The 24,198-nt window shown below is 73.7% G+C and carries 24 protein-coding genes; 16 read left to right on the top strand and 8 right to left on the bottom strand.

Features of this window, described 5'->3' with window-relative positions:
• Nucleotides 1–191: 191 nt before the first annotated feature.
• A complete protein-coding gene (locus PAI11_RS13915; RefSeq protein ID WP_007575839.1) occupies nt 192–1,559 on the bottom strand; it encodes a TrpB-like pyridoxal phosphate-dependent enzyme in 1,368 nt (455 codons plus the stop codon).
• 173 nt (nt 1,560–1,732) lie between these two features.
• Between PAI11_RS13915 and PAI11_RS13920 the strand changes: the two genes are divergently transcribed.
• Complete coding sequence (locus PAI11_RS13920; RefSeq protein WP_007575842.1) at nt 1,733–2,215, top strand: hypothetical protein; 483 nt, start codon at nt 1,733–1,735, stop codon at nt 2,213–2,215.
• 21 nt (nt 2,216–2,236) lie between these two features.
• On the opposite strand, the gene PAI11_RS13925 is transcribed toward PAI11_RS13920, so the two are convergent.
• Complete coding sequence (locus tag PAI11_RS13925; protein WP_007575844.1) at nt 2,237–2,899, bottom strand: nuclease-related domain-containing protein; 663 nt, start codon at nt 2,897–2,899, stop codon at nt 2,237–2,239.
• Between the two features lie 238 nt (nt 2,900–3,137).
• Between PAI11_RS13925 and PAI11_RS13930 the strand changes: the two genes are divergently transcribed.
• A complete protein-coding gene (locus tag PAI11_RS13930; RefSeq protein WP_040600309.1) occupies nt 3,138–3,926 on the top strand; it encodes a hypothetical protein in 789 nt (262 codons plus the stop codon).
• A gap of 123 nt (nt 3,927–4,049) precedes the next feature.
• Nucleotides 4,050–4,421 (top strand): hypothetical protein, encoded by a 372-nt coding sequence (locus PAI11_RS13935; protein ID WP_007575849.1) that lies wholly within the window; start codon nt 4,050–4,052, stop codon nt 4,419–4,421.
• On the opposite strand, the gene PAI11_RS13940 is transcribed toward PAI11_RS13935, so the two are convergent.
• Complete coding sequence (locus tag PAI11_RS13940) at nt 4,418–4,816, bottom strand: RNA-binding S4 domain-containing protein (RefSeq protein WP_007575851.1); 399 nt, start codon at nt 4,814–4,816, stop codon at nt 4,418–4,420. The genes PAI11_RS13935 and PAI11_RS13940 overlap by 4 nt on opposite strands.
• A gap of 90 nt (nt 4,817–4,906) precedes the next feature.
• On the opposite strand from PAI11_RS13940, the gene PAI11_RS13945 reads away from it, so the two are divergent.
• Together PAI11_RS13945 and PAI11_RS13950 are read left to right on the top strand one after the other, a co-directional pair.
• Nucleotides 4,907–5,158, top strand: coding sequence for a hypothetical protein (locus tag PAI11_RS13945; protein WP_007575853.1), 252 nt, complete (start codon nt 4,907–4,909; stop codon nt 5,156–5,158).
• Complete coding sequence (locus PAI11_RS13950) at nt 5,155–6,015, top strand: NAD-dependent protein deacetylase (protein ID WP_007575856.1); 861 nt, start codon at nt 5,155–5,157, stop codon at nt 6,013–6,015. Before PAI11_RS13945 ends, PAI11_RS13950 begins: the two co-directional genes overlap by 4 nt.
• Here PAI11_RS13950 and PAI11_RS13955 read toward each other — a convergent pair.
• Together PAI11_RS13955 and ybaK are read right to left on the bottom strand one after the other, a co-directional pair.
• Nucleotides 6,012–6,410, bottom strand: coding sequence for a hypothetical protein (locus PAI11_RS13955; RefSeq protein ID WP_007575858.1), 399 nt, complete (start codon nt 6,408–6,410; stop codon nt 6,012–6,014). The genes PAI11_RS13950 and PAI11_RS13955 overlap by 4 nt on opposite strands.
• Nucleotides 6,411–6,532: 122 nt before the next feature.
• The gene (ybaK, locus tag PAI11_RS13960) at nt 6,533–7,000 is read right to left on the bottom strand and encodes a Cys-tRNA(Pro) deacylase (protein WP_007575860.1); all 468 of its coding nucleotides are present in this window, start codon (nt 6,998–7,000) and stop codon (nt 6,533–6,535) included.
• 91 nt (nt 7,001–7,091) lie between these two features.
• On the opposite strand from ybaK, the gene PAI11_RS13965 reads away from it, so the two are divergent.
• From PAI11_RS13965 to PAI11_RS14015, 11 genes are all read left to right on the top strand, one after another.
• Nucleotides 7,092–7,463: a luciferase domain-containing protein gene (locus tag PAI11_RS13965; protein WP_007575862.1), complete on the top strand. Its 372-nt coding sequence runs from the start codon at nt 7,092–7,094 to the stop codon at nt 7,461–7,463.
• Nucleotides 7,464–7,657: 194 nt separating this feature from the next.
• Complete coding sequence (locus tag PAI11_RS13970; RefSeq protein ID WP_007575864.1) at nt 7,658–8,359, top strand: GntR family transcriptional regulator; 702 nt, start codon at nt 7,658–7,660, stop codon at nt 8,357–8,359.
• On the top strand, nt 8,356–10,461 hold the full coding sequence (locus PAI11_RS13975) for a hydantoinase/oxoprolinase family protein (protein WP_007575866.1): 2,106 nt from the start codon (nt 8,356–8,358) through the stop codon (nt 10,459–10,461). Before PAI11_RS13970 ends, PAI11_RS13975 begins: the two co-directional genes overlap by 4 nt.
• Before the next feature lie 21 nt (nt 10,462–10,482).
• Nucleotides 10,483–12,705, top strand: coding sequence for a hydantoinase B/oxoprolinase family protein (locus PAI11_RS13980; RefSeq protein WP_007575868.1), 2,223 nt, complete (start codon nt 10,483–10,485; stop codon nt 12,703–12,705).
• Nucleotides 12,706–12,745: 40 nt separating this feature from the next.
• On the top strand, nt 12,746–13,828 hold the full coding sequence (locus PAI11_RS13985) for a substrate-binding domain-containing protein (RefSeq protein ID WP_081488431.1): 1,083 nt from the start codon (nt 12,746–12,748) through the stop codon (nt 13,826–13,828).
• Nucleotides 13,829–13,892: 64 nt separating this feature from the next.
• Nucleotides 13,893–15,404 carry a sugar ABC transporter ATP-binding protein gene (locus PAI11_RS13990; protein WP_007575872.1) on the top strand — a complete coding sequence of 504 codons (1,512 nt, stop codon included), beginning with the start codon at nt 13,893–13,895 and terminating at the stop codon, nt 15,402–15,404.
• A complete protein-coding gene (locus PAI11_RS27305; RefSeq protein WP_007575874.1) occupies nt 15,401–16,387 on the top strand; it encodes an ABC transporter permease in 987 nt (328 codons plus the stop codon). Before PAI11_RS13990 ends, PAI11_RS27305 begins: the two co-directional genes overlap by 4 nt.
• Nucleotides 16,384–17,406, top strand: a complete 1,023-nt coding sequence (locus tag PAI11_RS14000) for an ABC transporter permease (RefSeq protein ID WP_007575876.1) — start codon at nt 16,384–16,386, stop codon at nt 17,404–17,406. The genes PAI11_RS27305 and PAI11_RS14000 overlap by 4 nt, the downstream gene beginning before the upstream one ends.
• The gene (locus tag PAI11_RS14005) at nt 17,396–18,208 is read left to right on the top strand and encodes an SDR family oxidoreductase (RefSeq protein ID WP_007575878.1); all 813 of its coding nucleotides are present in this window, start codon (nt 17,396–17,398) and stop codon (nt 18,206–18,208) included. Before PAI11_RS14000 ends, PAI11_RS14005 begins: the two co-directional genes overlap by 11 nt.
• Nucleotides 18,208–19,590 (top strand): aldehyde dehydrogenase family protein, encoded by a 1,383-nt coding sequence (locus PAI11_RS14010; protein WP_007575880.1) that lies wholly within the window; start codon nt 18,208–18,210, stop codon nt 19,588–19,590. Before PAI11_RS14005 ends, PAI11_RS14010 begins: the two co-directional genes overlap by 1 nt.
• Nucleotides 19,587–20,669 (top strand): isocitrate/isopropylmalate dehydrogenase family protein, encoded by a 1,083-nt coding sequence (locus PAI11_RS14015; protein WP_007575882.1) that lies wholly within the window; start codon nt 19,587–19,589, stop codon nt 20,667–20,669. Before PAI11_RS14010 ends, PAI11_RS14015 begins: the two co-directional genes overlap by 4 nt.
• Nucleotides 20,670–20,713: 44 nt before the next feature.
• On the opposite strand, the gene PAI11_RS14020 is transcribed toward PAI11_RS14015, so the two are convergent.
• Genes PAI11_RS14020 through PAI11_RS14030 form a run of 3 tightly spaced genes read right to left on the bottom strand, consistent with a single transcriptional unit; the run spans nt 20,714 to nt 24,189 of the window.
• The gene (locus PAI11_RS14020) at nt 20,714–22,129 is read right to left on the bottom strand and encodes a dihydrolipoamide acetyltransferase family protein (protein WP_007575884.1); all 1,416 of its coding nucleotides are present in this window, start codon (nt 22,127–22,129) and stop codon (nt 20,714–20,716) included.
• The gene (locus PAI11_RS14025) at nt 22,110–23,069 is read right to left on the bottom strand and encodes an alpha-ketoacid dehydrogenase subunit beta (RefSeq protein ID WP_007575886.1); all 960 of its coding nucleotides are present in this window, start codon (nt 23,067–23,069) and stop codon (nt 22,110–22,112) included. The genes PAI11_RS14020 and PAI11_RS14025 overlap by 20 nt, the downstream gene beginning before the upstream one ends.
• A 10-nt stretch (nt 23,070–23,079) precedes the next feature.
• Nucleotides 23,080–24,189, bottom strand: coding sequence for a thiamine pyrophosphate-dependent dehydrogenase E1 component subunit alpha (locus tag PAI11_RS14030; protein ID WP_007575888.1), 1,110 nt, complete (start codon nt 24,187–24,189; stop codon nt 23,080–23,082).
• Nucleotides 24,190–24,198: the final 9 nt, after the last annotated feature.

Here is a 24,198-nt window from a genome sequence, read left to right on the forward strand (position 1 = left end):
GCGGGCCCGCGCCGCCGACGCGCCGGGTCGCCAGCGCACGGTGCGGCTGCGGGCTGAGCGCTGATCTGGACCGCGGCCCGCCGGCTCGCTCGACCTGGCCTCCCGGCTCCGGCCCGCCGGGCTCGCACCGACGGGCCGTCGTGCGGCGAGCCCGCGCCGGCATGCTCCCGGCGCGGCGCTCCCGGGCTCCGCTACGCGATCGCCGGCGCCCCCGCCGGCAGCTCGGCCAGGGCGCGGTCACGCTCCTCGGGCGAGAACTCGGGGTCCTCCAGGTCGCCGGCCAGGTAGGCGTCGTAGGCGGCCATGTCGAAGTGGCCGTGGCCGGAGAGCAGGAAGAGGATCGTCCGCTCCTCGCCCGCCTCGTCGGCGCGCTCGGCCTCGATCAGCGCCGAGCGGACGGCATGGGCGGACTCGGGCGCCGGCACGATGCCCTCGGCGCGAGCGAAGGTCAGCGCGGCCTCGAAGGTCTCGTTCTGGCGGACCGCCCGCGCCTCGACCTCGCCGGCCCGGACCATCGCCGACAGCAGCGGTGCCATCCCGTGGTAGCGCAGGCCGCCGGCGTGGACCGGCGGCGGGACGAAGCCGTGGCCGAGCGTGTGCATCGGCAGCAGCGGCGTCAGGCCCGAGGCGTCGCCGAAGTCGTAGCCGTAGACGCCCTGGGTCAGGGTCGGGCAGGCGGCCGGCTCGGTGGCGACGAAGCGCGTGCCCAGGCCCCGGCGCTGCTTCTCGCGCCACCACGGGAACGCGATCCCCGCGAAGTTCGACCCGCCGCCGGCCGACGCGACGACCACGTCGGGGGTGTCGCCGGCGAGCGCCAGCTGGGCGATCGTCTCCTGGCCGATCACGGTCTGGTGCAGGAGCACGTGGTTCAGCACCGAGCCGAGCGAGTAGTTCGTGTCGGGGCGCTGCGCGGCCAGCTCGACCGCCTCGCTGATCGCGATCCCGAGCGAGCCGGTCTCGAACGCGGCGTTCTGCCGGCCCGCCTCGGTGCGGTCGCTCGGCGAGCGGTGCACCTCTGCGCCCCAGGTGCGCATCATCGAGCGGCGGTACGGCTTCTGGTCGTACGAGGAGCCGACCATGTAGATCTCGATCTCGAGGCCGAACATCGCCCCGGCGAACGACAGCGCGCTGCCCCACTGGCCGGCGCCGGTCTCGGTCGTCAGCTTCGCGATCCCGGCCTGCTGGTTGTAGTAGGCCTGCGCGATCGCGCTGTTGGGCTTGTGCGACCCGGCGGGGGAGACGCCCTCGTACTTGTAGTAGATCCGCGACCGCGTGCCGACGGCCTCCTCCAGCCGGTGGGCGCGGAAGAGCGGCGTCGGCCGCCACAGGCCGAGCGCCTCGCGGACGGGCTCGGGGATCGCGATCTCGTGCTCGGAGGAGACCTCCTGCTCGATCACCTGGGGCGGGAAGATCGCCGCCAGGTCGTCCGGGCCGGCGGGCTGCATCGTGGCCGGGCTCAGCGGCGGCAGCGCCCCGCCGGGCAGCTCTGGGAGGAGGTTGATCCAGTGGCTCGGGATCTGGTCCTCGGAGAGCAGGAACTTCGTCGTGCGATCGCTCATGCGGTGTCTGTGGTCCGGGGGTCGGGTGGTGTCGCGCGATCGTACGGCCGCGGCGGCGCGCGCGGCAGCCGAGTGTCGAACCGGGGCGATCGAGCCGGGAACGGGCGCGCTCCCCTCCACTCGTGGGCCGTCCGATCGGCGCCTTCCCCCGCGTGCCGTCCTAGGCTGCAGCGATGCGTGAGGTGACCGGGAACCAGGAGCACGGACGACGGCGACGGCGGGCGAGGGCCGCCGCGGCGATCGCCGTCACGGCCGGCCTGCTCGCGCCGCCGGCCCTGGCGGCGCCCGCCTCGGCCGGGACGATCGTCCTCGGCAACGCCGCCTACGCCCCCAACGGCAGCGGCTTCGGCACCGCCAAGCCGCGCGTGATCTTCAACGGCGGCGCCCCCAGCGGCCGCGTCGAGCGGATCCGCTGGACCGGCTGGGGCCACCGGATCGCCACCGGCCGCGGCTACACCCCGATCTACCGGCCCGAGGGCGGCTACTACCGCCGCCTCGGCCGGATCCAGCTGCGCGCGAGCGGCCGCGGCACCTGCCCGGGCACCAGCCAGCGGGCCTACCTGAAGCTGCGGGCGCGGGTCGTGTCGAAGCCCGGCGGTCGGCTGGGCAAGTGGTTCAGCTGGAGCGGGTCGCGGACGATCTGCACCTTCGACTGACCGCTGACCAGCCACTGACCGCTAGGCGACGGGAAACCGCGTCGCCAACTCGCCAGCGAGCGCCCGGACCAGATCGTCGCCCAGCGTGCCCCCGGCGTTGATCCCCTTCGCCAACGCCCGTGGGTACACCAGCGGGTAGCCCTTGCAGCGCAGCGTGCCGATCAGGGGAAGGTCGGCCTCGACGAAGCACAGCGCCCCGCGAACGGGCACCTCGGGTGCGGTCTCGTGGACGACGGCCTCGACCAGCGACGCCTGCGTGGCGAGCCCTTCGACCAGCGCGGTCTTGTCGCGGCCGGCGATCGTCAGCCGCTCGTCTCCGAACAGGGGCTTGCGAACTGCGACCTTGCCCACGTACCGCTTGCTGTCGATCACCCAGACGCCCGACCGGGCGATGACGATGTGGTCGATGTTCGCGCGGCTGCGCGGGATGCGACGATCGTGCAGGACCACGGCTCCGTCAGCCAGGTGCGTCGCAAGCGCCTGCGCGACCTGTTCCTCGCCGGCGGCTCCGCGGGCCCAGGCCGTCTCATGCGTCGGTTCGTTGCTGAGGGCGAGGACGACCGTGCCGAGTCGCGGGTAACGCTCGCGAACTCGCTGCTCGCGCTTCGCGCGCCGCCGCTCATGCTCGCGGCGGGCACTGGCGCCGGGCGTGCCCCGCTCGATCTGGCCGTCGTCGTCGCTCAAGCTCACCGTCTCTCTCCGACGGCCCGCCCGCCCGGCTTGAGCTGCGACGGGTGTCGCGGACGCACGATCGATCCACGATCCAGTCGAGGGCTGCCGAGCCTCAGCCCGGGCGGCCCGGGTTCGCTGGCCCTTGCCTTCTGCAGTGGACCGGCTGCTGCCGAATCGCCCCTACTTCGGCACGAAATCGGCACGGATCGACCCTGGATCCGGCACAGGCGCTCGGGCGAACGTTGTGGCCATGAGTCTCCCGTCGCCCGAGGGTCCGCTGCCGTCCAGTCGACCGCCGATCAACGAACCCGCGTGGAGGCTCCGGGCCACGGAGGCGATCGCCGAGGGCGCGATCGAGACGCTGCGGGAGCTGGTGACCGACGTCGGCGACCCGCTCGACGCCTCGCTGCTGGGATCTCGGGCCTGCGGGGTGTGGTGGTCGCCGGGGACGGAGACCGTAGCGCCCGGCGTGGTCGTCGAGCGGCGGGTCGGCCGCTGCTACGCCGCCGTGCTCGAGCGACAGGGCGACGCCGTCTCCCTGGCCGCGTTGCGGGCGCTGCAGCTCGGCGGCAGCAACGGCGTCGTGCCCGAGGCCCGCGCGGCCGGGGATCGCCTCGCGGCGACCGGCGTCGACGAGCCCAGCTGGTGGCTCGGCGACGCGCGGCCCAGGGCACGGCGTGGTGCGCGCCTCTGCTGGGAGGCAGGGGCGCATCGCTTCACGTCGTTCCTGTTGGAGACCGAGCACCTGGGCCTGGTCGTGACGCTGGGCGTGGCCGCGCAGCAGGATCGCTCGGGCGTCGCCGGTGACGTGGCGCTGTTCGCCGACCTGGACTGGTTCGGCGAGGCCCTTCGCGAGGCGCACGACGAGGGGCCGCGGCTGGAGCGCGCGACGGTCTCGAGCGTCTGCCGCCAGATCCGACGGACGATCGAGCGGACCGACCTCCTGGGGACCGGCGACCCGCCCGGGCAGTGCGATCCCGAGCGGGACTATGCGGCCCTTCGCGGCCTGGCGCAGCGTTGGACGACCGGGCCCGCGTGACCGTCGTTCGGCCTGGATCGCGTCCTCGCGACGGGGCTCCGCAACAGATCCTCTGGTGTTTCACATCCGTGCCGGTCCCCGTGCGCGGTTGTCAAACGATCGTGGCTCCGTAAGGATGCGCCCATGCTCGTGCGTCGACGTCTGCTCGCCCCGGTGCTCACCACCGCACTCGCCCTCGGGTTCACCGGGGCCGCTTCGCCGGTCACGGCGGGGGCGGCGTCAGGCAACCGCGGCTGCGGGGCGATCACCGCCAAGAAGCGGGGGAAGACGGTCAAGGCGGGCGTCTTCGCCCCGCGTTCGGTCTCCTGTCGCTCGGCCAAGACCGTCGGGCGCCGCTTCTTCCGCTCGTGGCGCCCGTCGCGCGGGTCCGGGCAGTTCTCCGTCGGCGGCGGCTGGCGCTGCGCGGGCTCGCCCGGTGGCGTCCAGGGCTTCTGCCTGCGCGGCAAGCGCTCGGTCTACCTGACGACCAAGCGCAAGAGCGGGCGCTGGTACTAGCCGCCTAGGCGCCCGCGCTCCTGCTCCATCCGCCGCCGATCGCGCTTCGTCGGCCGTCGTCCCAGATCGGCGCCGAGCGGCGCCGCCAGCCGTCGCTGCTCGGCCAGCCGCTCGCGCTCGGCGCGGCTCTCGGCCGATTCCTCGTAGAGCCTGACCGCCTCGCTGGCCGGCCCGCGGCGCTGGGCGGTCGCGCGCACGACGACACGGAACCGCTGCTGGCCGACGGTGATCGTCAGCTCGTCGCCGGGCCCGACCAGTCGCGAGGGCTTGAGCGGCTTGCCGTCGCGCTGGACGTGGCCGGCCCCGATCGCCTCGACGGCCAGCGCCCGGGTCTTGAAGAACCGCGCGGCCCAGAGCCAGCGGTCGGCGCGGACCGGGTCGGCGGGATCGGCCATCGCTGGATCCTCGCATTCGACACGATCTCGCCTCGCTCTCGATACAGACGACCCGTTGTTCCGGCACAGCGGCCCTGACACCATTGGACCATGTCGATCGCGAAGACGCTCGAGCAGATCAAGCGCACGCTGATCAGCATGGACCGCCGTCTGGAGGTGCACGTCGACCTGCTGGCGGCGACGGTGCCCGCGCTCCAGCGGCAGGGAGAGGTCCTCGGGCGCAACACGGCGGCGTTGGAACGCCACACGACGGTCCTCGAACGCCAGGTCGAGCGCAGCAACATGCTCACGCAAGCGGTGCTCCGGGCCCTCGAGCGGTGGGACGAGCCGCGCCGCTCGTGAGCACCACCGACGACACGCGACCGCTGTCGACGATCGACGCCGGCCTCGACCCGCTCGTCGACCTGCTCGCGACCGGCGACGTCCTCGTGCTCACCGGCGCCGGCGTCTCGACCGACTCCGGGATCCCCGACTACCGCGGTCCCGACGGGGAGCGGCGGGTGACGCCGATGCAGTTCCGCGAGTTCACCGACAGCTCGGCCGCGCGCCAGCGCTACTGGGCGCGGGCGTTCGTCGGCTGGCAGCGGTTCTCGTCGGTCGTCCCCAACGCCGGACACGAGGCGATCGCGCGGCTGCAGGGCGCCGGCCACGTCGGCTCGGTGATCACGCAGAACGTCGACGGGCTCCATCAGCGCGCGGGCACCCGCGACGTGGTCGAGTTGCACGGCTCGCTCGCCGACGTGGTCTGCCTGACCTGCCGGGACCGCAGCAGCCGCTGGGATCTCGAGCGGCGGATGCGCCGCGACAACCCCTCGTTCGTCGCCGCCGACCACGAGATCCGTCCCGACGGCGACGTCGCCCTGAACGACCTCGAGGTCGCGTCGTTCGTCGTCCCGCGATGCCTGGTCTGCGCGCAGGACACGCTCAAGCCGGACGTCGTCTTCTTCGGCGAATCGGTGCCCAGGGCCCGGGTCGAGCGCTGCTTCGACCTCACCGACCGGGCCGCCGCGCTGCTGGTGCTCGGGTCCTCGCTGAAGGTCTTCTCCGGCTACCGGTTCGTCCGTCGCGCCGCGGCGCGCGGAATCCCGGTCGCGATCGTCACGCGCGGCCCGACCCGCGGCGACGGCGAGGCGACCCTGCGGATCGACGCCGGACTGGGGGAGACCCTGACCGCGCTCGGCGACCGGTTGGGGGTCTAGGCGGCCTGGCCGCCGAGGATCCGGACGAAGCGCTCGATCCGGTGGCGCTCCTGCTCGGGCAGCGCGCCGTCGACCTCGACCAGCAGCGTCATCGGGGCGCGCTTGGTCGCCCACTCGCGAGCGGCGTCGCTGAAGCCGCCGGCGATCCAGACCAGCGCCAGGCCGCCGGCGTGGGCGATCACGGTCCGCTCCTGCTCCTCGGGCGTCGCCTCGGTCCGCACGACCGAGATCGCCGTCGCCCCGATCGCCCGCGCGACCTCGTCGATCGCGCCGAGCCCGCCCTCGTCGACCAGCACCGCGACCTCGCCGTCGCCGAGCATGTCGGCCGCCCACGACTCGGGCGCGCCGTTCAGCGCGGCGGGTACGGCGACGACACGGAACAGCGGAGCGGCCACGCCCGTCACGCTACCGGCGACGCGCCGCGCCCGACGTGCGGCCCGGACGATCGTCGGTGCGGCGAGGAGGAGCGCGCGAGGGAAGCGCCTGCCCGCAGCGGCGCGGCCGCCCGCCCGCGCCGCTACTCGTCGCGCGTCAGCCGCCGGACGTCGGCTCCGGTCAGCGCGACCAGGTCGGCGGGTGCCAGCTCGATCTCCAGCCCACGGCGGCCGGCGCTGACCGCGATCGTGTCGTGGGCCTCGGCGCTCTCGTCGAGCAGCGTCGGCAGCCGCCGTCGCTGGCCGACGGGGCTGATCCCGCCGGTGACGTAGCCGGTCAGCGACTCTGCCCGCTGGGGGTCGAGCATCGCCGTGCGCTTGCCGAGCGCCCGCAGGTCGAGCGTGGCCGAGACGGGCAGGACGCAGACCGTCGGCTGATCCGCGCGCTGGACCAGCAGCGTCTTGAAGACCCGGGCCGGATCGAGCCCGAGCGCCTGCGCGGCCTCGAGCCCGTACGAGGCCACCGACGGATCGTGCTCGTACTCGTGGATCTCGAACGCGATGCCCGCCTGTCGCGCGGCACGGGTGGCGGGGGTCTCGTGGCCGGCCATCTGGCGCAGGATAGAGCCGGAGCCTTGACTTCAAGTGCGGTTGAGGGTTCATCCTCGGGCAGACCGCATCCGAGACCCGAGGAGCATCGCCATGACGGCCACCAGCACCACCCCGCCCGACGCCCCGCCGCGTCCGGCCAGCCAGCAGATCGCGGACCACGTCACGGCCTGGCCTGGCGTCACCTCCGGCCTCGGCGAGCGCGGCGAGCTCGGCTTCCGCGTCGGTCGTCGCGAGATCGGCCACCTGCACGGCGATCGCGTCGCCCACTTCGGCTTCCCCAAGGAGGTCGGCGCCGCGCTCCGCGCCGCCGGTCGCGTCGGGCCCCACCCGGTCGCGCCGGACAAGCCGGCCTGGGGTGCCCGCGCCCTGCGCGACCAGGCCGACGTCGACGACGCGATCGCCCTGATGCGGATCAACTACGACCGGGTGGTGGCGAAGCACGGCGTGCCGGACGCCGGCTGACGCCGTCGGACCGCCGCGCTCCACGGTGCGGTGGCCGTCCTCCCCGCCCCGCCCCCCCCGCCCCCGGCGCGGGGCCGTCGGTGTGCCCAGTCGCACAGTTCTCCTTGACAACGGCCCGGTCGCGGCCGATACTGCCCGCATCCTGAATCCTGGATACAAAATCCAGGACGCAGGCGGAGCAAGGGAGAGAGAACGTGGGCAACCCGCTCGAGACGGGGCAGATCGAATGGCGCGGGCGCGTGCGCCTCGTCGACGAGGTGACCGACGTGCTGCGCGAGCGCATCTACGCCGGCGTCTACGCCCCCGGGGCGGCGCTCCGGCAGGAGCAGCTGGCCGCCGACCTGGACATCAGCCGGACCCCCCTGCGCGAGGCGCTGCGGGTGCTCGAGAGCGAGGGGCTGGTGCGCAGCGAGCCCGGGCGCGGCGTCCGCGTCGTCTCGGTCGACGCGCGCACCCTGCTCGCCGGCTACGAGGTTCGGGAGGTGCTCGACGGCCTGGCCGCGCGGCTCGCCGCCCGCCGTGCCGAGGCCCGCGACCTGGCGGTGCTCGAGGCGCACCTGGACGATCAGCGAGCCGCGCTCCAGGAGCCGGACATCGGCACCTATACGCGGGCCAACGTCGCCTTCCACACCGCGATCGTCGACATCGCCGGCAACGACTTCGTCGTCGCGCAGCTGTCGCTGATCCCGCTGACCGCCCAGGTCTTCACCCCGGCACGGCGGATCGCGTTCGACCGCGTGCGCACGTCCGTCGCCGAGCACGAGGCGATCGTCGCGGCGATCGCCGCCGGTGACGAGGACGCCGCCGAGTCCGCCGCGCGCGCCCACATCCGCGTGACCATCGACCAGCTCGCCGCGAGCGTGGCCGACGACCCCGAGAAGGACCCCCTCCGATGAGCACCCTGCTGGTCGCCTCCGACATCGGCGGCACGTTCACCGACACCGTCACGATCGACGCCGACGGCGAGATCGGCCGCTACAAGGCCCCGACCGTCCCCGACGATCCCGCGCAGGGCGTCCTGGCCACGCTCGAGCTGGCCGCCGACGAGCGCGGGCAGGACCTCGCCGAGCTGCTGCGCAGCGTCTCGCTGTTCGCCCACGGCACCACCGTCGCCACCAACGCGATGCTCGAGGGCAAGCGCGCGACCGTCGGCCTGATCCAGACCCGGGGCTTCGGCGACACGGTCCCGATCATGCGCGGCTTCAAGTCGCTCGGACTCGACGAGGACGCGATCAAGAGCTTCCGCTCGCTGGTCAAGCAGGAGCTGGTCGTGCCCAAGCGGCTGATCGGCGAGGTCACCGAGCGCGTCGACTACCGCGGGCGCGTGATCCTGCCGCTCGACGAGCAGGACGTCCGGGCGACCGTCCGCCGCCTGCGCGACGCCGGCGCCGAGACCTTCGCCGTCTCGCTGCTGTGGTCGTTCAAGAACGACGCCCACGAGCGGCGGGTCGCCGAGATCGTCGCCGAGGAGGCGCCGGACGCGCTGGTCTCGCTGTCCAGCCAGCTGCTGCCGCGGATGGGCGAGTACAAGCGCTCGGTCACGACCGCGCTCAACGCCAGCCTGCGCCCGGTCGTCCGCCGCGCCGTCCGCAGCCTCGACGGTCGCCTGCGCGACGGCGGGATGCGGACCGAACCGCTGCTGATGCAGTCCGGCGGCGGGCTGACGCCGATCTCGGAGATCGACGAGCAGGCCGCCTCGACGGTGATGTCCGGTCCGGTCGGCGGCGTCGTCGCCTGCCAGTACTACGGCGACCTCGACGGCCAGCGCAACATCGTCGCGACCGACATGGGCGGGACCAGCTTCGAGGTCGGCCTGATCCTCGACGGCGAGGCGCACATCGCCAACTCGACCTGGGTCGGCCGCCACGAGATCGCCCTGCCCTCGGTCTCCGTCCGCACGGTCGGCGCCGGCTCGGGCTCGATCGCGTCGGTCTCCGGCGGGCTGCTGCGCGTCGGGCCCGAGAGCGCGGGCGCCGTCCCCGGATCGGCCTGCTACGGCCGCGGCGGCACCCGCCCGACGGTCGCCGACGCCGACGCGGTGCTCGGCTACCTGAACCCCGACAACTTCCTCGGCGGGCGGCTGAAGCTCGACGTCGAGGCCGCCCGCGAGGCGATCCGGATCCACGTCGCCGAGCCGCTCGGGCTCGGGATCGAGGAGGCGGCGGAGGGGATCAAGACGATCGTCGACGCCCGGATGGCCGACCTGATCCGGGCCGCCACGATCGAGCAGGGCTACGACCCGGCCGACTTCGCCCTCTACGCCTACGGCGGCGCCGGTCCGACGCACGCCTTCTCCTACGGTCGCGAGCTCGGCATCGGCACGATCGTCGTGCCGCTGACGGCATCGGTCCACTCGGCCTTCGGCGTCGCCGCCGCGGACCTGATCGCGACCGAGGAGCTGTCGGACCCGATCCTCAGCCCGCCCGGAACCGTCGACCACGCCGCGGCGCTCGACCCGGCCGGCGTCCAGGCGCGCTTCGACAAGCTCAGCGCGGCCGCGACCGCGCGGCTCGAGCGCGCGGGCGCGGCCCCCGAGGCGATCCGTCTGACCCGCGTCGCCGAGATGCGCTTCCGGTTCCAGATCAACGAGCTGTCGGTGCCGATCCCCGACGGGCCGATCGACGCCGACACCATCCGGGCGCTGGTCGCGCGCTTCATCGAGAGCTACGAGGCGCGCTTCGGCGAGGGCTCGGCGTTCGAGGCCGCGGGGATCGAGATGACCACCTTCCGGGTCGTCGGCCGCAGCCCGGCCGCGCGCCCGACGCTGCGGACCTTCGATCCGGGGGCCGCGGCGGCGGCGGAGGAGACGACGCGGGCGATCTTCTCCGACGGCGCGTGGCGCGACGCCCGCGTGCTGCGTCACGAGGCGCTGCGGCCGGGACTGGAGATCGACGGCCTCGCCGTCGTCGAGATGAAGGACACCACCATCGTCGTCGGCGACGGCCAGCGGGCCTCGGTCGACGATCGCGGCAGCCTGGTCATCCGGCTGGCGGCCTGAGCAGGGGAGAGGACGAACGCCATGAGCACCACCGAGATCACGGCCCCGGCCGGCAGCGCCGCGGGCGTCGACCCGATCACCTTCGAGGTCATCCGCCACAAGCTGTGGTCGATCAACGAGGAGGGCTCGCAGACGATGACGCACGTCTCGGGCTCGCCCGCGGTCCACGCCACCGACTACAACTTCGGCATCTACGCCGCCGACGGCGAGATGGCCGTCGTCGGGGTCTACCTGCTCGTGCCGATCTACACCGGCGCGATGGCGATCCGCGAGTTCCTCTCGCGCTTCGACGACATCGCCGAGGGCGACGTCTTCATCGTCAACGACCCCTACATCGCCGCCGAGCACCAGAACGACGTCCAGTTCTGCGCCCCGTTCTTCCACGACGGCGAGCTGATCGCCTGGATCGGCTGCATGGCCCACCAGGTCGACCTCGGCGGGATGGACGCCGGCAGCTGGTGCCCGACAGCGACCGACGTGTACCAGGAGGGCCTGCGGATCCCGCCCGGCCGGATCGTCCGCGAGGGCAAGGTCAACCAGGAGCTGTGGGACGTCGTCATCGCGAATTCGCGGATGCCGTTCGTCGTCTCCAACGACTTCACCGCGTTCCTCGCCGGCCTGAAGGTCTCCGGCGAGCGCCTGACCGAGCTCTGCGACCGCTACGGCGGGGACACGGTCAAGGCGGTCATGGGCCAGTCGATCGCCGCCTCCGAGCGCGGCCTGCGCGAGCTGCTGCAGGAGCTGCCCGACGGGACCTTCGAGCACACCAGCTACCTCGACCGTCCGCAGACCAGCAGCGACCCGGGGGCGCCGGAGTCCGAGCTGGTGACCGTCAGCTGCCGTCTGACGAAGTCCGGCGACGAGCTGACCTTCGACTACGACGGCTCGGACGAGCAGAGCGCCGCCTACGGCATGGCGACCCGGGCCGGCACGGTCGGCGCCGTCGCGACCTTGATGCTGTGCCTGTTCGGCTCCGACCTGCAGTGGAACCACGGGCTGATGCGGCCGGTGACGGTCAAGGCCCGCGACGGGCTCTGCGTCACCGCCCAGCCGCCGACGCCGGTCTCGGGCGGCGCGGCCGGTGCCAACTGGGTCGCGATGAACGCCGCCGCCGGCTGCATCGCCAAGATGGTCAGCTTCAGCGAGGACCACAAGGGCCTGGCCTTCGGGCCCGGCGACGGCTCGTGGCAGCTGGGCCAGTTCGGCGGTCTCAACCAGTACGGCGAGCCGTTCGCCTCGATGTACATGGACTCGCTGCTGTGGGGCGGACCGGCGTTCGCCGATCGCGACGGCGTCGACTCCGGCGGTGCGATGGTGATCCTCGGCGGCGGCACGCAGGACGTCGAGCAGCATGAGATCGGTCAGCCGCTCCTGTACCTGTGGCGGCGCGAGGTCGCCGACTCCGGTGGCGCCGGCCGCAACCGCGGCGGCAACGGGATCGAGTTCGCGCTCGTCCCCTACGACACGGACGAGGTCTCGGGCGTCCTGGCGACTCACGGCTGCGCGCTGCCCAACCGGACCGGGATCTTCGGCGGCTACCCCGGATCGGTTGCCCGCTACGAGATGGTCTCCGGCGTCGACGCCCTCGCGGAGCTGCGCGCCGGCCGCGCGATCACCCGGCTCGACGCGGCCGGGGGCGACCACGTGATCCTGCCGAGCGTCACCTCGGGCGCGATCATCAAGGCCGGCGAGATCGTCAACGTCCGGCTGCAGAACGGCGGCGGCTACGGCGATCCGCTCGATCGCGAGCCCGAGCGGGTCCTGCGCGACCTGCTCGACGGTGCGGTCACGCCCGAGACCGCGCGCGACATCTACGGCGTCGTCACGAGCGGCGATGCCATCGACGAGGTGGCGACCACGGCCCGCCGTGCCGCGCTGCGCGACGAGCGCCGTGCCGCGATGATCCCGCCGGGCCAGGCACCCGCCGCCGGCGCGACCATCCAGGAGGGCACCTGGGGCGATGCGTTGCGGTTCGTCCGGCGCGACGGCCGCTCGCTCGTCGAGTGCGCGCACTGCGCGGCCGAGCTGGGGCCGGTCGGGGCCGACTGGCGGGCCCTCACCGGGACGATCGTCCTGCGGCCCGAGCAGGCCAGCCCGCTGATCGCCGTCCACGAGGAGCTCGCCGTCCAGCAGCAGGTCTGCCCGTCGTGCGCCGCCTCGCTGTGGGTCGACGTCGTGCCGCGGGACGGCATGGGCTGGCGGGACTTCACGTTGCAGAGCGCCGGGGAGCCGGCCGCGTCCTGACGACGCGGCCTGCGGGCCTGGCTTCACAGAGGAGAGAGAGATGTCGGTACGAGGAGCGACGCTGCTCGCAGCAGCGGTCGCCGGCGCCTTGACGCTGTCGAGCTGCGGGAGCGGCGACGACAGCGGCGGCGCCGGTTCAGGCGGAGGCTCGGGCAAGCGCCACGAGATCGTCCTGAGCAACAACTACATGGGCAACGAGTGGCGCCCGCAGATGGTCAACGTGGCGAAGTTCGTCGCCGGGTCGGCGGACTACCGGGACAAGGTGAAGCTCGACGTCCGGATCAGCGACGCGACGCCCGCCGCCCAGATCCAGTCGCTGCAGAGCGTCATCCGCAAGAAGCCCGACGCGATCATGATCGACGCCGCCTCGGCGACGGCGCTGAACCCGACGCTGGAGCAGGCCTGCAAGGCCGGCATCCTCGTCTTCAGCTTCGACCAGGTCGTCACCGCCCCCTGCGCCTACAAGCTGCCGCAGGACTACGAGGCCCAGGCGACCGACGCCGTCAACTGGCTCGGCACCCAGCTGAAGGGCAAGGGCAAGATCCTGATGGACACCGGTCTGCCGGGGATCCCGCTGTCGGAGACCTACGTCAAGGTCTGGAAGAAGGTCCTGGCCGAGAAGTACCCGGGGATCGAGGTCGTGGGCACGTTCAGCAGCCAGTACGCCCCCGGCCCGGAGCTGCAGGGCGTGTCCGCCCAGCTGGCCCGCAACCCCAAGATCGACGGGATCCTGTCCGGGGCCTACGTCGCGAGCGACATCAAGGCCCTGAAGCAGGCCGGCCGGCCGATGGTCCCGATGACGGGCCTCGACTTCAACGGCGGCCAGAAGCAGTGCGCGACCGAGAAGCTGAAGTGCTTCTTCATCGGTGCGCCGGCGTTCGTTTCGGGCATGGCGATCGAGCGGATCGTCAAGGTCCTCGACGGCGGCCAGCAGCCGAAGCAGGAGGTCTACTTCGACACCAACTACGTCTCGGAGGCCGGCCAGATCGACTTCCCGCACACGCAGAAGCTCGAGACCCTGAAGGCCGGGGAGAACTACTACCCCGACGGGGCCGACTCGCTGGTCACCCCGATCAGCTTCGGCGCCCACGACATCACCGCCGCCGACGTGCTCGGGAAGTGACCGGCGCGGCCACCCATGACGATCGGCGGGCGCCGGAGGGCGCCCGCCGGGGAAGGAGCGCGCGATGCGTCTCCTGAAGGTCGCCGGGCTGCGCAAGAGCTACGGCGCCGTGGACGTGCTCCGCGGCGTCGGGCTCGAGGCGCGCGGTGGCGAGATCCACGGCCTGCTGGGCGAGAACGGTGCCGGCAAGTCGACGCTGATGAAGATCCTCTCGGGCGTCACGCGCGCCGACGCGGGAAGCGTCACGCTCGATGGCGAGCCGCTGACGCTCGGACGGCCGACCGCCTCGACGGCGGCCGGCGTTCGCACGGTCTTCCAGGAGCTCAGCACGCTGCCGCAGCTGACGGTGGCGGAGAACCTGCTCTACGGCGCCGAGCCGACCGCGCTGCTCGGCCACGTCCGCGGCCGCCGCCTGCGCGACCAGGCACGCGAGCTGCTGGCCCGCTTCGGGCTCGAGCGGATCGACGTCGACCGCCGGCTCGGCACGCTCGCGCTCGGCGACCGTCAGCTGCTCGAGGTCGTCAAGGCGCTGCGCGAGACCCCGCGGGTCCTGATCCTCGACGAGGCGACCTCGGCGCTGTCGGCCGAGGACAGCGCCTGGGTCCTCGGGCAGGGTCGCCGCGCCGCCGAGGCCGGAGCGGTGGTGCTGCTGATCACGCACCGCCTGGCCGAGGTCCGCGCGCACGCCGAGCGGGTCACCGTCCTGCGCGGCGGCGACGACGTGCTGGCCGTGCCGACCGCCGAGGCCGACGACGACGAGCTGATCGCCGCGATGCTGGGCCGTCGGGTCGAGCGCCTCTACCCGCGGCGCGGCGGCGCGCCGGCCGGTCCGCTGTTGCGGGTCTCCGACCTGTCCGTCGGCGACCGCGTCGGCCCGCTCGACCTGACCCTGCACGAGGGCGAGGTGCTGGGGATCGGCGGCCTCCAGGGCCAGGGCCAGCGCGAGCTGCTGATGGCGCTCGGCGGCGCGGTGCCGTGGAGCGGGAGCGCCCGCCTGCGCGATGCCCCGTACGCCGGAACCAGCCCCAAGCGGGCGATCGCCGACGGCGTGACGCTCGTGCCCGAGGACCGCCAGCGCGAGGGGCTGCTGCTGGCCGACCCGGTGGCCCGCAACCTGACCGTCGGATCGCTGCCGCGGTTCACCCGCCCCGGCGGCCTGATCGACGCCGCTCGCGAGGCGACGGCGGCTGCCGCCCAGGCGACCCAGGTCGGCGTCGCCCACGATCGGCTCGGATCTCCGGTCTCGGCCCTCAGCGGCGGCAACCAGCAGAAGGTCGTCCTCGGCAAGGCGCTGCTGGCCGACCCGTCGGTGCTGCTGCTGCACGACTGCACCCGCGGGGTCGACGTCGGCACGAAGGCCGAGATCTTCACGCTGATCGCCGAGCTCGCCGACCGCGGCGTCGGGATCGTCCTCTACTCCAGCGACCTCTCCGAGCTCGCCAACGTCTGCGATCGCGTGCTGGTGATGGCCGAGGGTCGGCTGGTGGGCGAGGTCCCGTCCGGCGAGCTGTCGGAGGAAGCGATCCTGCGGCTCGCGGTCGGCAGCGTCCCGGACCGAGCGGAGGTGGCCGCGTGAGCACGGCGACCGTTCCCGTGGAGCGGCGGTTGCGCCTGCCGCGCCCGCGGATCGACTGGGGGATCGCGGTCACGACGCTGCTGCTCGCGACGCTGGTCGTCGTCGACCTGAGCCTGCAGCCGGCGCTCGCCGACATCACCCAGATCGGGTTGCTGGTGCAGACCGCGCTGCCGCTGCTGTTCGTCGCGGCCGCCCAGACGCTGGCCGTGCTCGTGCGCGGCATCGACCTGTCGGTCGGCGGCGTCTTCGCGGTCGCCAACACGATGACCGCGGTCTGGGTCGGGGCGGCGGGCGGCAACCACCAGCTGCTGCTGCTCGCGGTGCTCGTCGCCGGCCTGGCGATGGGCGCGATCAACGGCGTCCTGATCGCCGGCCTCGGCTTCCAGCCCTTCATCGCCACCCTTGGCACCTGGACCGCCTACGGCGGCGTCGCGCTGATGATCCTGCCGAGCGACGGCGGCGCGGTGCCGCTGGTGCTGACGTCGATCCTCAACGGCACCGTCGCCGGGATCCCGGCCTCGATCGTGATCGTGGCGGTGCTGCTGCTCGCGTGGCGGGTCCTGCGCACCAGTCGCTTCGGGACCCAGATCTACGCGGTCGGCGACGACGAGGAGCGCGCGCGGTTGAACGGCACCCCGGTCCGCCGGGTGCGGCTGCTCGTCTACGCGCTGGCCGGGCTCTGCGCGGCGGTCGGCGGGATCATGCTCGCCGGCGCCACGTCGACCGGCTCGCCGACCGCCGGCGACCCCTACATCCTGATGTCGCTGTCGGCCGTCGTGATCGGCGGCACCAGCCTCCGCGGTGGGGCCGGTGGCGTCGGGCTGTCGGTGATGGCGGCGTTCTCGCTGATCCTGATCTCCGACATCGCCAGCGCGATGAACCTCGACGTCTGGGTCAGCGTGGCCGCGTCGGCGCTGCTGCTGCTGGTGATGGTGACCGCCCGGGCGCTCGTCGAGCGCCGGGCCGAGGGGAGGACCCCATGACCCGCCTGCGCGCTCCGCGCATCCACCTGTCGACCGTCTCGGCGTTCGCGCTCTGCGCGGTCCTGTTCGTGATCGCGACGCTCCACGCGTCCGGCTTCGCCTCAGGCGACAACGTCCGTCAGCTGCTGGTGTTCGCCAGCTTCGTCGGCTTCGCCGCGCTCGGCCAGACCCTGGTCGTGCTCAGCGGCGGCATGGACCTGTCGGTGCCGTGGCTGATGGCCTTCGGCGGGATCCAGCTCTCGCACTGGGCGACCGGCGGGATGCCGGGCGGCGCCGCGATCGCGCTGGTCGTCCTCGTCGGCGCGCTGATCGGCGTCGTGAACGGCGTCGGCGTCGCGTTCCTGCGGATCCCGCCGATCATCATGACCCTCGCCGTCGGTGGCCTGGTCCAGGCATACCTGCTGTCGCTCGGGCTGCTGGACAGCTCCGGCAAGAGCCCGGTCCCGGCGGCCGCCGTCAGCGCCGCCAGCGACCGGCTCGGCCCGCTGCCGATCGTCGCCTGGGTGTGGCTGGTGGTCGCCGTCGCGGTCGGCCTGCTGCTGTCGCGCTCGGCCGCCGGCCGCCGGATCTACGCCGTCGGCGCCAACGAGGAGGTCGCGCGGCTGTCCGGCATCGACGTCGCCCGCGTCCGGCTGGCCGCCTATGCCCTTTCCGGCGCGGCGGCGGCGTTCGCCGGGGTGATCCTGGCCGGCTACGTCGGCAACACCTACCTCGACATCGGCCAGCCGTACCTGTTCGCGTCGATCGCGGCCGTCGTCGTCGGTGGCGCGTCGATCCTCGGCGGGCACGGCACCTACTGGGGCACCGTCGCCGGGGCGCTGACCCTGACGGTGCTCAGCGCGATGCTGCCGCTGTTCCATCTCAGCGACGCCGGCCTCAAGGTCGTCTACGGCGTGGTGATCCTGCTCGGCGTCTGGCTCTCGCAGTCCGGCGGCGAGCTGCTCGCCCGGGTCCGTCGGCGCGCAACCATCTCCCCTGAACCCCCGCACTCCCCCGAGGTGACCACCAGTGCCCCCTGAGACCGCAGCCAACGGCTCGTCCCCGCGACCGGCGCCGACCGGAGCCACCGCACGGCGGCTCGAGGGCCGGGTCGCGATCGTCACCGGCGCCGGGTCGGGGATCGGTCGCGCGACCGCGCTGCGGCTGGCCGCAGAGGGCGCGCGGGTCGTCGCCTCGGACCTCGACGTCGCGGCCGCCGAGGCCACCGCCGCGTTGATCGGCGACGAGCGCGCGGTCGGCCTGCGCGCGGACGTCACGGACGCCGACGCGGTCGCCGCCGTCGTCGCGCATGCCGTCGAGCGCTTCGGTGGCCTTGACGTCTTCCACAACAACGCCGGGCTGGCGCAGGCGGCGAAGCCGCTCGCCGAGGTGACCCGCGAGGAGTGGGATCGGCTGATCTCGGTCAACCTGACGGCGTTCTTCGTCGGGGCGCAGGCCGCGGCGCCGGCGCTGCGCGAGCGCGGGGGCGGGGCGATCGTCGTCACCGCGTCGACCTCCGCGATCCACCCGCGGGCGGGGCTGTCGGCCTACGCCGCGGCGAAGAGCGGCGTGCTCGGCCTGACCCGGGCATTGGCGCTCGAGCTGGCCGCCGACCGGATTCGCGTCAACGCGATCAACCCGGTCGCGGTCAAGACGCCGATGCTGACCGAGTTCCGGCTCGCCGACGAGGACGAGCTGCTGGAGCGGATGGCGGCGACGATCCCGCTCGGGACCGCGATCGACGCCGAGGACGTGGCGGCGGCCGTGGCCTATCTGGCCTCCGACGACGCGCGCTACGTGACCGGGATCGCGCTCAACGTCGACGGCGGGCGGGACCTCTGATGGCGACCACCTTCCCCGCGGTCGACCCCGCGACCCGCGAGCCGTTCGCCGAGAACGTCGAGATGGGCCCGGAGCAGGTCGGCGCCGTGGTGGTCGCGGCCCGCGACGCGTTCCGCTCGTCGCACGACTGGCGCTTCCCGGTCAACCGCGCGGCGGCGCTGAGCCGGCTGGCGAGGCTCGTCGAGCGCGACGGCGAGGAGCTGGCCCAGCTGGAGTGCCGCGATACCGGCAAGCCGCTGGCGCAGGCGCGTGCCGACGTCGCCGTCACCGTGCGCTACCTGGAGTTCTACGCCGGCGCCTGCGACAAGCTCGAGGGCCGGTCGATCCCGCTCGGGCCCGACGTCGTCGACTACACGCTGCGCGAGCCGTGGGGGGTCTGCGGGCAGATCATCCCCTGGAACTACCCGCTGCAGATGATCACGCGGGTCGCGGCTCCGGCGCTGGCCGGCGGCAACGCGGTGGTGGTCAAGCCGTCCGAGCTGGCGTCGCAGACGCCGCTGCGATGGGCGGCGCTGGCCATCGAGGCGGGGATCCCCGAGGGCCTCGTCGGGATCGTCACCGGCCGCGGCGCGACCGGTGCCGCCCTGGTGGCGCATCCCGATGTCGCGCACGTGACCTTCGTCGGCTCGGCGGCGACCGGGACCACGGTCGCCCACGCCTGCGCGGACCGGCTGGTCCCGGTCGAGCTGGAGTTGGGCGGCAAGTCGCCGAACGTCGTCTTCGCCGATGCCGACCTCGATCGGGTCGTTCCCGCGGTCGTCAGGGCGCTGATCCAGAACGCCGGCCAGAGCTGCTCGGCCGGCTCGCGGCTGCTGGTCGACCGCACGATCCACGACGAGGTCGTCGAGCGGGTCGGCGAGGCGCTCGATGGGCTGCGGATCGGGCCGGGGAGCGAGGATCCGGATCTTGGCCCGGTGGTCGCCCAGCAGCAGCTGGACCGCGCGCTGACGATGCTGGCGACGGCGCGCGGCGACGGCGCGACCGTCATGCGCGGCGGTGGGCGTCCGACGGGCCTCGAGGACGGCTGGTACGTCGAGCCGACCCTGGTGACCGGGGTCACTCCGGCGATGGAGCTGTTCCGCGAGGAGGTCTTCGGCCCGGTCCTGGCGGCGACCTCGTTCGACGACGACGAGCAGGCGATCGAGCTCGCCAACGACTCGCCGTACGGGCTGGTCGCCGGCGTCTGGACCCGCGACCTGTCGCGGGCCCTGCGGGTCGCCGGAGCGCTCCAGGTCGGCCAGGTCTTCGTCAACGGCTACGGCGTCGCCGGTGGGGTCGAGATCCCGTTCGGCGGCATGAAGCGCTCGGGTTACGGGCGCGGCAAGGGGATGGACGCGATGCTGGCCTACACCCAGGTCAAGAACGTGTGCGTGGCCCTGTGAGCGCGCCGGGGCAGACGCTGCGGATCGCTGTCGTCCGCGGCGACGGCGTCGGGCCGGAGGTGGTCGACGCGTCGCTGCCGGCGATCGTCGCCGCCGCCGCGGTCGACGGCGTCGCGGTCGTCCTGACCGAGCTGGACTGGGGCGGCGACCGGCAGATCCGGACAGGCCGCGCGATGCCCGACGACGCGCTCGACGTCGTTCGCCGTCACGACGCGATCCTGTTCGGTGCGATCGGCCATCCCGACCTCGATCCGGCGGAGTCGGTCTGGAGCCTGGTGCTGCCGTTGCGCAAGGGGCTGGAGCTGTACGCGAACCTGCGGCCGGTGGTCGGCTGGGAGGGGCTGTCGACGCCGGCGCGCGACGGGGCCAAGGTCGACTTCCTGGTCGTCCGGGAGAACACCGAGGGCGAGTACTCCGGGATCGGAGGCCGGACCCATCGCGGAACGCCGCTCGAGGTCGCGACCGAGGTCGCGATCCACTCGCGGCCGGCGATCGAGCGGATCGCCCGCTGCGGGTTCGGCCACGCGCGCGAGCGCGGCCAGACCCTGACGCTGGCGACGAAGTCGAACGTCAACCGCCACGGCTACGGCCTCTGGGACGAGGTCGTCTTCGCGATCGGCGAGCGGGAGTTCCCGGACGTGGCGCTGGAGAAGATGTACGTCGACGCGCTGGCGACGCGGATGGTCGCCCGGCCGGAGTCGCTCGGCGTGGTGCTCTGCGGGAACCTCTTCGGCGACATCCTGTCCGACCTGGGAGCGCCGTTCGCCGGCGGCCTCGGGATGGCCCCGAGCGCGAACGTCGCACCGGATCTGGACGTCCCCGGCTTCTTCGAGCCGGTCCATGGATCCGCGCCGGACATCGCGGGTCGCGGGATCGCCAACCCGCTGGCGACCGTCCTCTCGGGGGCGATGCTCCTGCGCGAGAACGGCTGCCCGCGCGGTGCCGACGCCCTCGAGCGGGCGGTCGCGGCCACGGTCGCCGAGGGCAGCGCCCGGACGCGCGACCTGGGCGGTGTCGCGACGACCGGCGAGGCCGGCGCGGCGGTGCTCGCCGCGCTGGGCGACGCGGTTCCCGCCTAGTCGCGCGCCTGGCGGTCGCCGCGACCGTCCGGCGCGGCGCCCGCTCAGGCGGCCGCGCCCTCCAGCCGCCCGCGCAACGCGGTCAGGAACTGGGCGGCGTAGAGGCCGTCCAGCGCCCGGTGGTCCCAGCTCATGCAGAGGTTGGCCATCGGGCGGATCGCGATGCTGTCGCTGCCGTCGGCGTCGGTCACGACGACCGGGCGCTTGACGATCGCCTCGAGGTCGAGGATCGCGACCTGGGGGACGTTGATCACCGGCGTCGCGATCAGGGCCCCGGCCGCGCCCGGGTTGGTGATCGTGAACGTGCCGCCGCGGACCTCGTCGGGCAGCAGCTGCCTGCCGCGGGCGCGGACGGCGAGGTCCTTGATCCGGCGGCCGATCCCCTCGGCGCTGAGGTCCTGCGCGTCGTGGATCACCGGGACGATCAGGCCGTCCTCGCCGAGCGAGACGGCGATCCCCAGGTGGATCCGGTCGTAGCCGGTGAGGACGTCGCCGTCGAGCGTCGCGTTGAGCGCCGGGAAGTCGCGCAGGGTCGCGATCACCTCGGCCGCGATCAGCGGCAGCGCGGTCAGGCCCAGCTCGCGCCGCCGGCGCTCGATCCGCGACATGTCGCACTCGACGACCGTCGTGCAGTGCGCCGCGCTGTCGAGCGCCCGCCGCATCGCGGTGCCGATCGAGCGGCGCATCCGCGACATCGGCGCCGGGACGCCGCCCAGCTCGTCGGGCACCGCGGGCGGGGCCGCCGCGGCCGCGCCGCCGCGGCCCGCACTGCCGGGAGCGGCCGCGGCAGGGGTCGTGCCGGCCGCGGGGGCAGGCGCGGGGCGCGCTGAGGAGGAGCGCTGCTCCGCCCCCGCGACGGGCACGTTCGGATCGTGTCGATAGGGCGACTCGATGTGCATCGGCGGCTCGTCGGCCGCGGCGACGCCGTCCTCGATCGCCCGCAGGACGTCGCCCTTGGTGACGCGGCCGTTGCGGCCGCTGCCGGTCAGCATCGCGACGTCGAGCCCGTGCTCGGTCGCGATCCGCAGGGCGACGGGAGAGGAGCGCTTGAGCGCGCCGCGGCGGTCGTGGCCGTTGGTCGCGGCAACGACCGGGCCGCTCGCGCTCGCCGCGCGGTCGTCGGCCGCATCCTCATCGACTGCGCGCCCGTGGCCGTTCGCGGTCGCCTCGGCGCTCGTCGGGGACGCGCCCGATCCCTCGGGCGCGATCCGGGCGATCGCCGTTCCGACGTCGACCGTCTCGCCGGCGTCGACCGCCAGCTCGACGATCGTGCCGGCGGCGGGGGAGGGGCACTCGCTCTCGACCTTGTCGGTCGAGATCTCGCAGAGCGTCTGGTCGGCCGCGACGATGTCGCCGACGGCGACCCGCCACTCGACGATCGTGCCCTCGACGACGGACGAGCCCATCGCGGGCATCACGACGTCGACCAGGGTCGCCAGGTCAGTAGGCGAGGAGCTCACGGGCGGCCTCCAGGATGCGATCGGGCGTGGGCAGGACGGCCGGTTCCAGCGTCGGGCTGAAGGGGATCGGCGCGTCGGGGGTGGCGATCCGGCGGATCGGACCGTCGAGCTGGTCGAACGCCTGCTCGGCGATCAGGGCGGCGACCTGGGCGCCGGCGGCGCAGGTCTCGTTGGCCTCGTCGACGATCAGCACCTTGCTCGTGCGGGAGACGCTCTCCAGGATCGCCTGCTCGTCGAGCGGCACCAGCGAGCGCAGGTCGAGCACCTCGACGTCCGCCTCGGGCGCCAGCTGCTCGGCGACGGTCAGGGCGGCGTGGACCATCGCCCCGTAGGCGACGATCGTCAGGTCGCGGCCGGGTCGGGCGATCCTGGCCTCGAACGGGGTCGCGTAGGTGCCCTCGGGCACGTCGCCCTTGACCCGCCGGTAGAGGTTCTTGTGCTCCAGGAAGCAGACCGGGTTCGGGTCGCGGATCGCGCCGATCAGCATCCCCTTGGCGTCCTCCGGCGTCGACGGGGCGACGACCTTCAGGCCCGGCGCGTGCATGAACCAGGCCTCCGGGTTCTGGGAGTGGAACGGGCCGCCCCCGAATCCGCCGCCGGTCGGCAGCCGCACGACCATCGGCGCGGCGAGCCCGGTCCGGTAGTGGATCTTGCCGGCCACGTTGACCAGCTGGTCGAATCCGCAGGCGACGAAGTCCGAGAACTGCATCTCGCAGACCGGTCGCAGGCCGGCGATCGCGGCGCCGACCGAGGTGCCGATGATCGCGGCCTCGGCGATCGGGGTGTCCTGGACGCGGTCGCTGCCGAACTCCTCCTGCAGCCCGACCGTCGCCTTGAACGCGCCGCCGAAGGCGCCGATGTCCTCGCCCAGCAGCAGCACCCGCTCGTCGGCCCGCATCTCCTCGCGGAGGCCGTCGGTGATCGCCTGCAGGTAGGTCATCCGCGCCATCTCAGGCCGCCTGCCGCCGGTCGGCGATCGCTGCCGTCGCGAACCCGCTCCACGGGGCGTCGCCGGCGCCGAGGCCCTGCGGCTCGCCGACGCAGAAGACGTCGTCGGTCGCCCCGGCGGGGTCGGGCATCGGGCTGGAGAGCGCCTCGGCGACCGCGGCGTCGACCCGCTCGGTGACCATCCGCAGCAGCGCCTCGGGGTCGACCCCGTGCGCGACGGCGATCGGTGCGTGGGCCGCCAGCGGGTCGCGGTCGGCCCACGCGGCCAGCAGCTCGGGCGTCACGTAGGACGCGTCGTCGTGCGCCCCGTGGCCGTGCATCCGCATGCTCTCGGCCTCGACCAGCGTCGGGCCGCCCCCGTCGAGGGCCCGCTCGCGCGCCCGCCGGACGGCGTCGAAGACCGCGGTCACGTCGTTGCCGTCGACGATCTCGGCGGGCATCGCGTAGGCGGCGGCGCGCTCGGCCGGCCGGACCCGGAACTGGCGGGAGGTCGGGGTCGAGTAGGCCAGCTGGTTGTTCTCGCAGACGAAGACGACCGGGTCGCGGCGGACGCTGGCCCAGTTCATCGCCTCGTGCCAGTCTCCCCGGGACGTCGCGCCGTCGCCGAAGAAGCTCAGCGCGCAGCGCTGCTCGCCGCGGATCCGGAACGCCATCGCGACGCCGACCGCGACGACCATCATGTCCGGCAGCATCGAGACCGGTCCGACGACGCCCAGACGGCGGTCGCCGAAGTGGATGTTGCCCTCGCGCCCGCGGCTGAGCCGGTTCTCGCGCCCGAGGTAGTGGCGGAACACCTCGACCAGGTCGGTGCCGCGGACCAGGTGGGCGCCGAGGTCGCGGATCAGCGGCGAGCAGACGACGTCGTCGGCCGCGAGCGCGTAGGTCGCGCCGACGGCGATCGCCTCCTGCCCGCGACCATCGTAGAAGGAGCCGGGGATCTTGCCCTGCTTGTACAGCCGCACCCCGCGCTCCTCGACGGCGCGGGTCAGCAGCATCAGCTCGTGGAGCGCGGCGTGGTCGGCCGCGGTGAGAAGGTCGACGGGGGCGTCGTCGGCGGTCTCGGCCTTGGGCGCGGCCTCGGGCCGGCGGCGGGTGCGGGTCGCGGTGCTCATCGTGGTTCT

The organism is Patulibacter medicamentivorans, from assembly GCF_000240225.1.
Taxonomy (GTDB): domain Bacteria; phylum Actinomycetota; class Thermoleophilia; order Solirubrobacterales; family Solirubrobacteraceae; genus Patulibacter; species Patulibacter medicamentivorans.

Coding starts and splice junctions, on each gene's coding strand:
- PAI11_RS13990 (WP_007575872.1), top strand. CDS start 13,893: ATGCGTCTCCTGAAGGTCGCCGGGCTGCGCAAGAGCTACGGCGCCGTG.
- PAI11_RS13930 (WP_040600309.1), top strand. CDS start 3,138: ATGAGTCTCCCGTCGCCCGAGGGTCCGCTGCCGTCCAGTCGACCGCCG.
- PAI11_RS13940 (WP_007575851.1), bottom strand. CDS start 4,816: ATGGCCGATCCCGCCGACCCGGTCCGCGCCGACCGCTGGCTCTGGGCC.
- PAI11_RS14000 (WP_007575876.1), top strand. CDS start 16,384: ATGACCCGCCTGCGCGCTCCGCGCATCCACCTGTCGACCGTCTCGGCG.
- PAI11_RS14025 (WP_007575886.1), bottom strand. CDS start 23,069: ATGACCTACCTGCAGGCGATCACCGACGGCCTCCGCGAGGAGATGCGG.
- PAI11_RS13915 (WP_007575839.1), bottom strand. CDS start 1,559: ATGAGCGATCGCACGACGAAGTTCCTGCTCTCCGAGGACCAGATCCCG.
- PAI11_RS13975 (WP_007575866.1), top strand. CDS start 8,356: ATGAGCACCCTGCTGGTCGCCTCCGACATCGGCGGCACGTTCACCGAC.
- PAI11_RS13935 (WP_007575849.1), top strand. CDS start 4,050: ATGCTCGTGCGTCGACGTCTGCTCGCCCCGGTGCTCACCACCGCACTC.
- PAI11_RS14010 (WP_007575880.1), top strand. CDS start 18,208: ATGGCGACCACCTTCCCCGCGGTCGACCCCGCGACCCGCGAGCCGTTC.
- PAI11_RS13945 (WP_007575853.1), top strand. CDS start 4,907: ATGTCGATCGCGAAGACGCTCGAGCAGATCAAGCGCACGCTGATCAGC.
- PAI11_RS13965 (WP_007575862.1), top strand. CDS start 7,092: ATGACGGCCACCAGCACCACCCCGCCCGACGCCCCGCCGCGTCCGGCC.
- ybaK (WP_007575860.1), bottom strand. CDS start 7,000: ATGGCCGGCCACGAGACCCCCGCCACCCGTGCCGCGCGACAGGCGGGC.
- PAI11_RS14030 (WP_007575888.1), bottom strand. CDS start 24,189: ATGAGCACCGCGACCCGCACCCGCCGCCGGCCCGAGGCCGCGCCCAAG.
- PAI11_RS13985 (WP_081488431.1), top strand. CDS start 12,746: ATGTCGGTACGAGGAGCGACGCTGCTCGCAGCAGCGGTCGCCGGCGCC.
- PAI11_RS13980 (WP_007575868.1), top strand. CDS start 10,483: ATGAGCACCACCGAGATCACGGCCCCGGCCGGCAGCGCCGCGGGCGTC.
- PAI11_RS13920 (WP_007575842.1), top strand. CDS start 1,733: ATGCGTGAGGTGACCGGGAACCAGGAGCACGGACGACGGCGACGGCGG.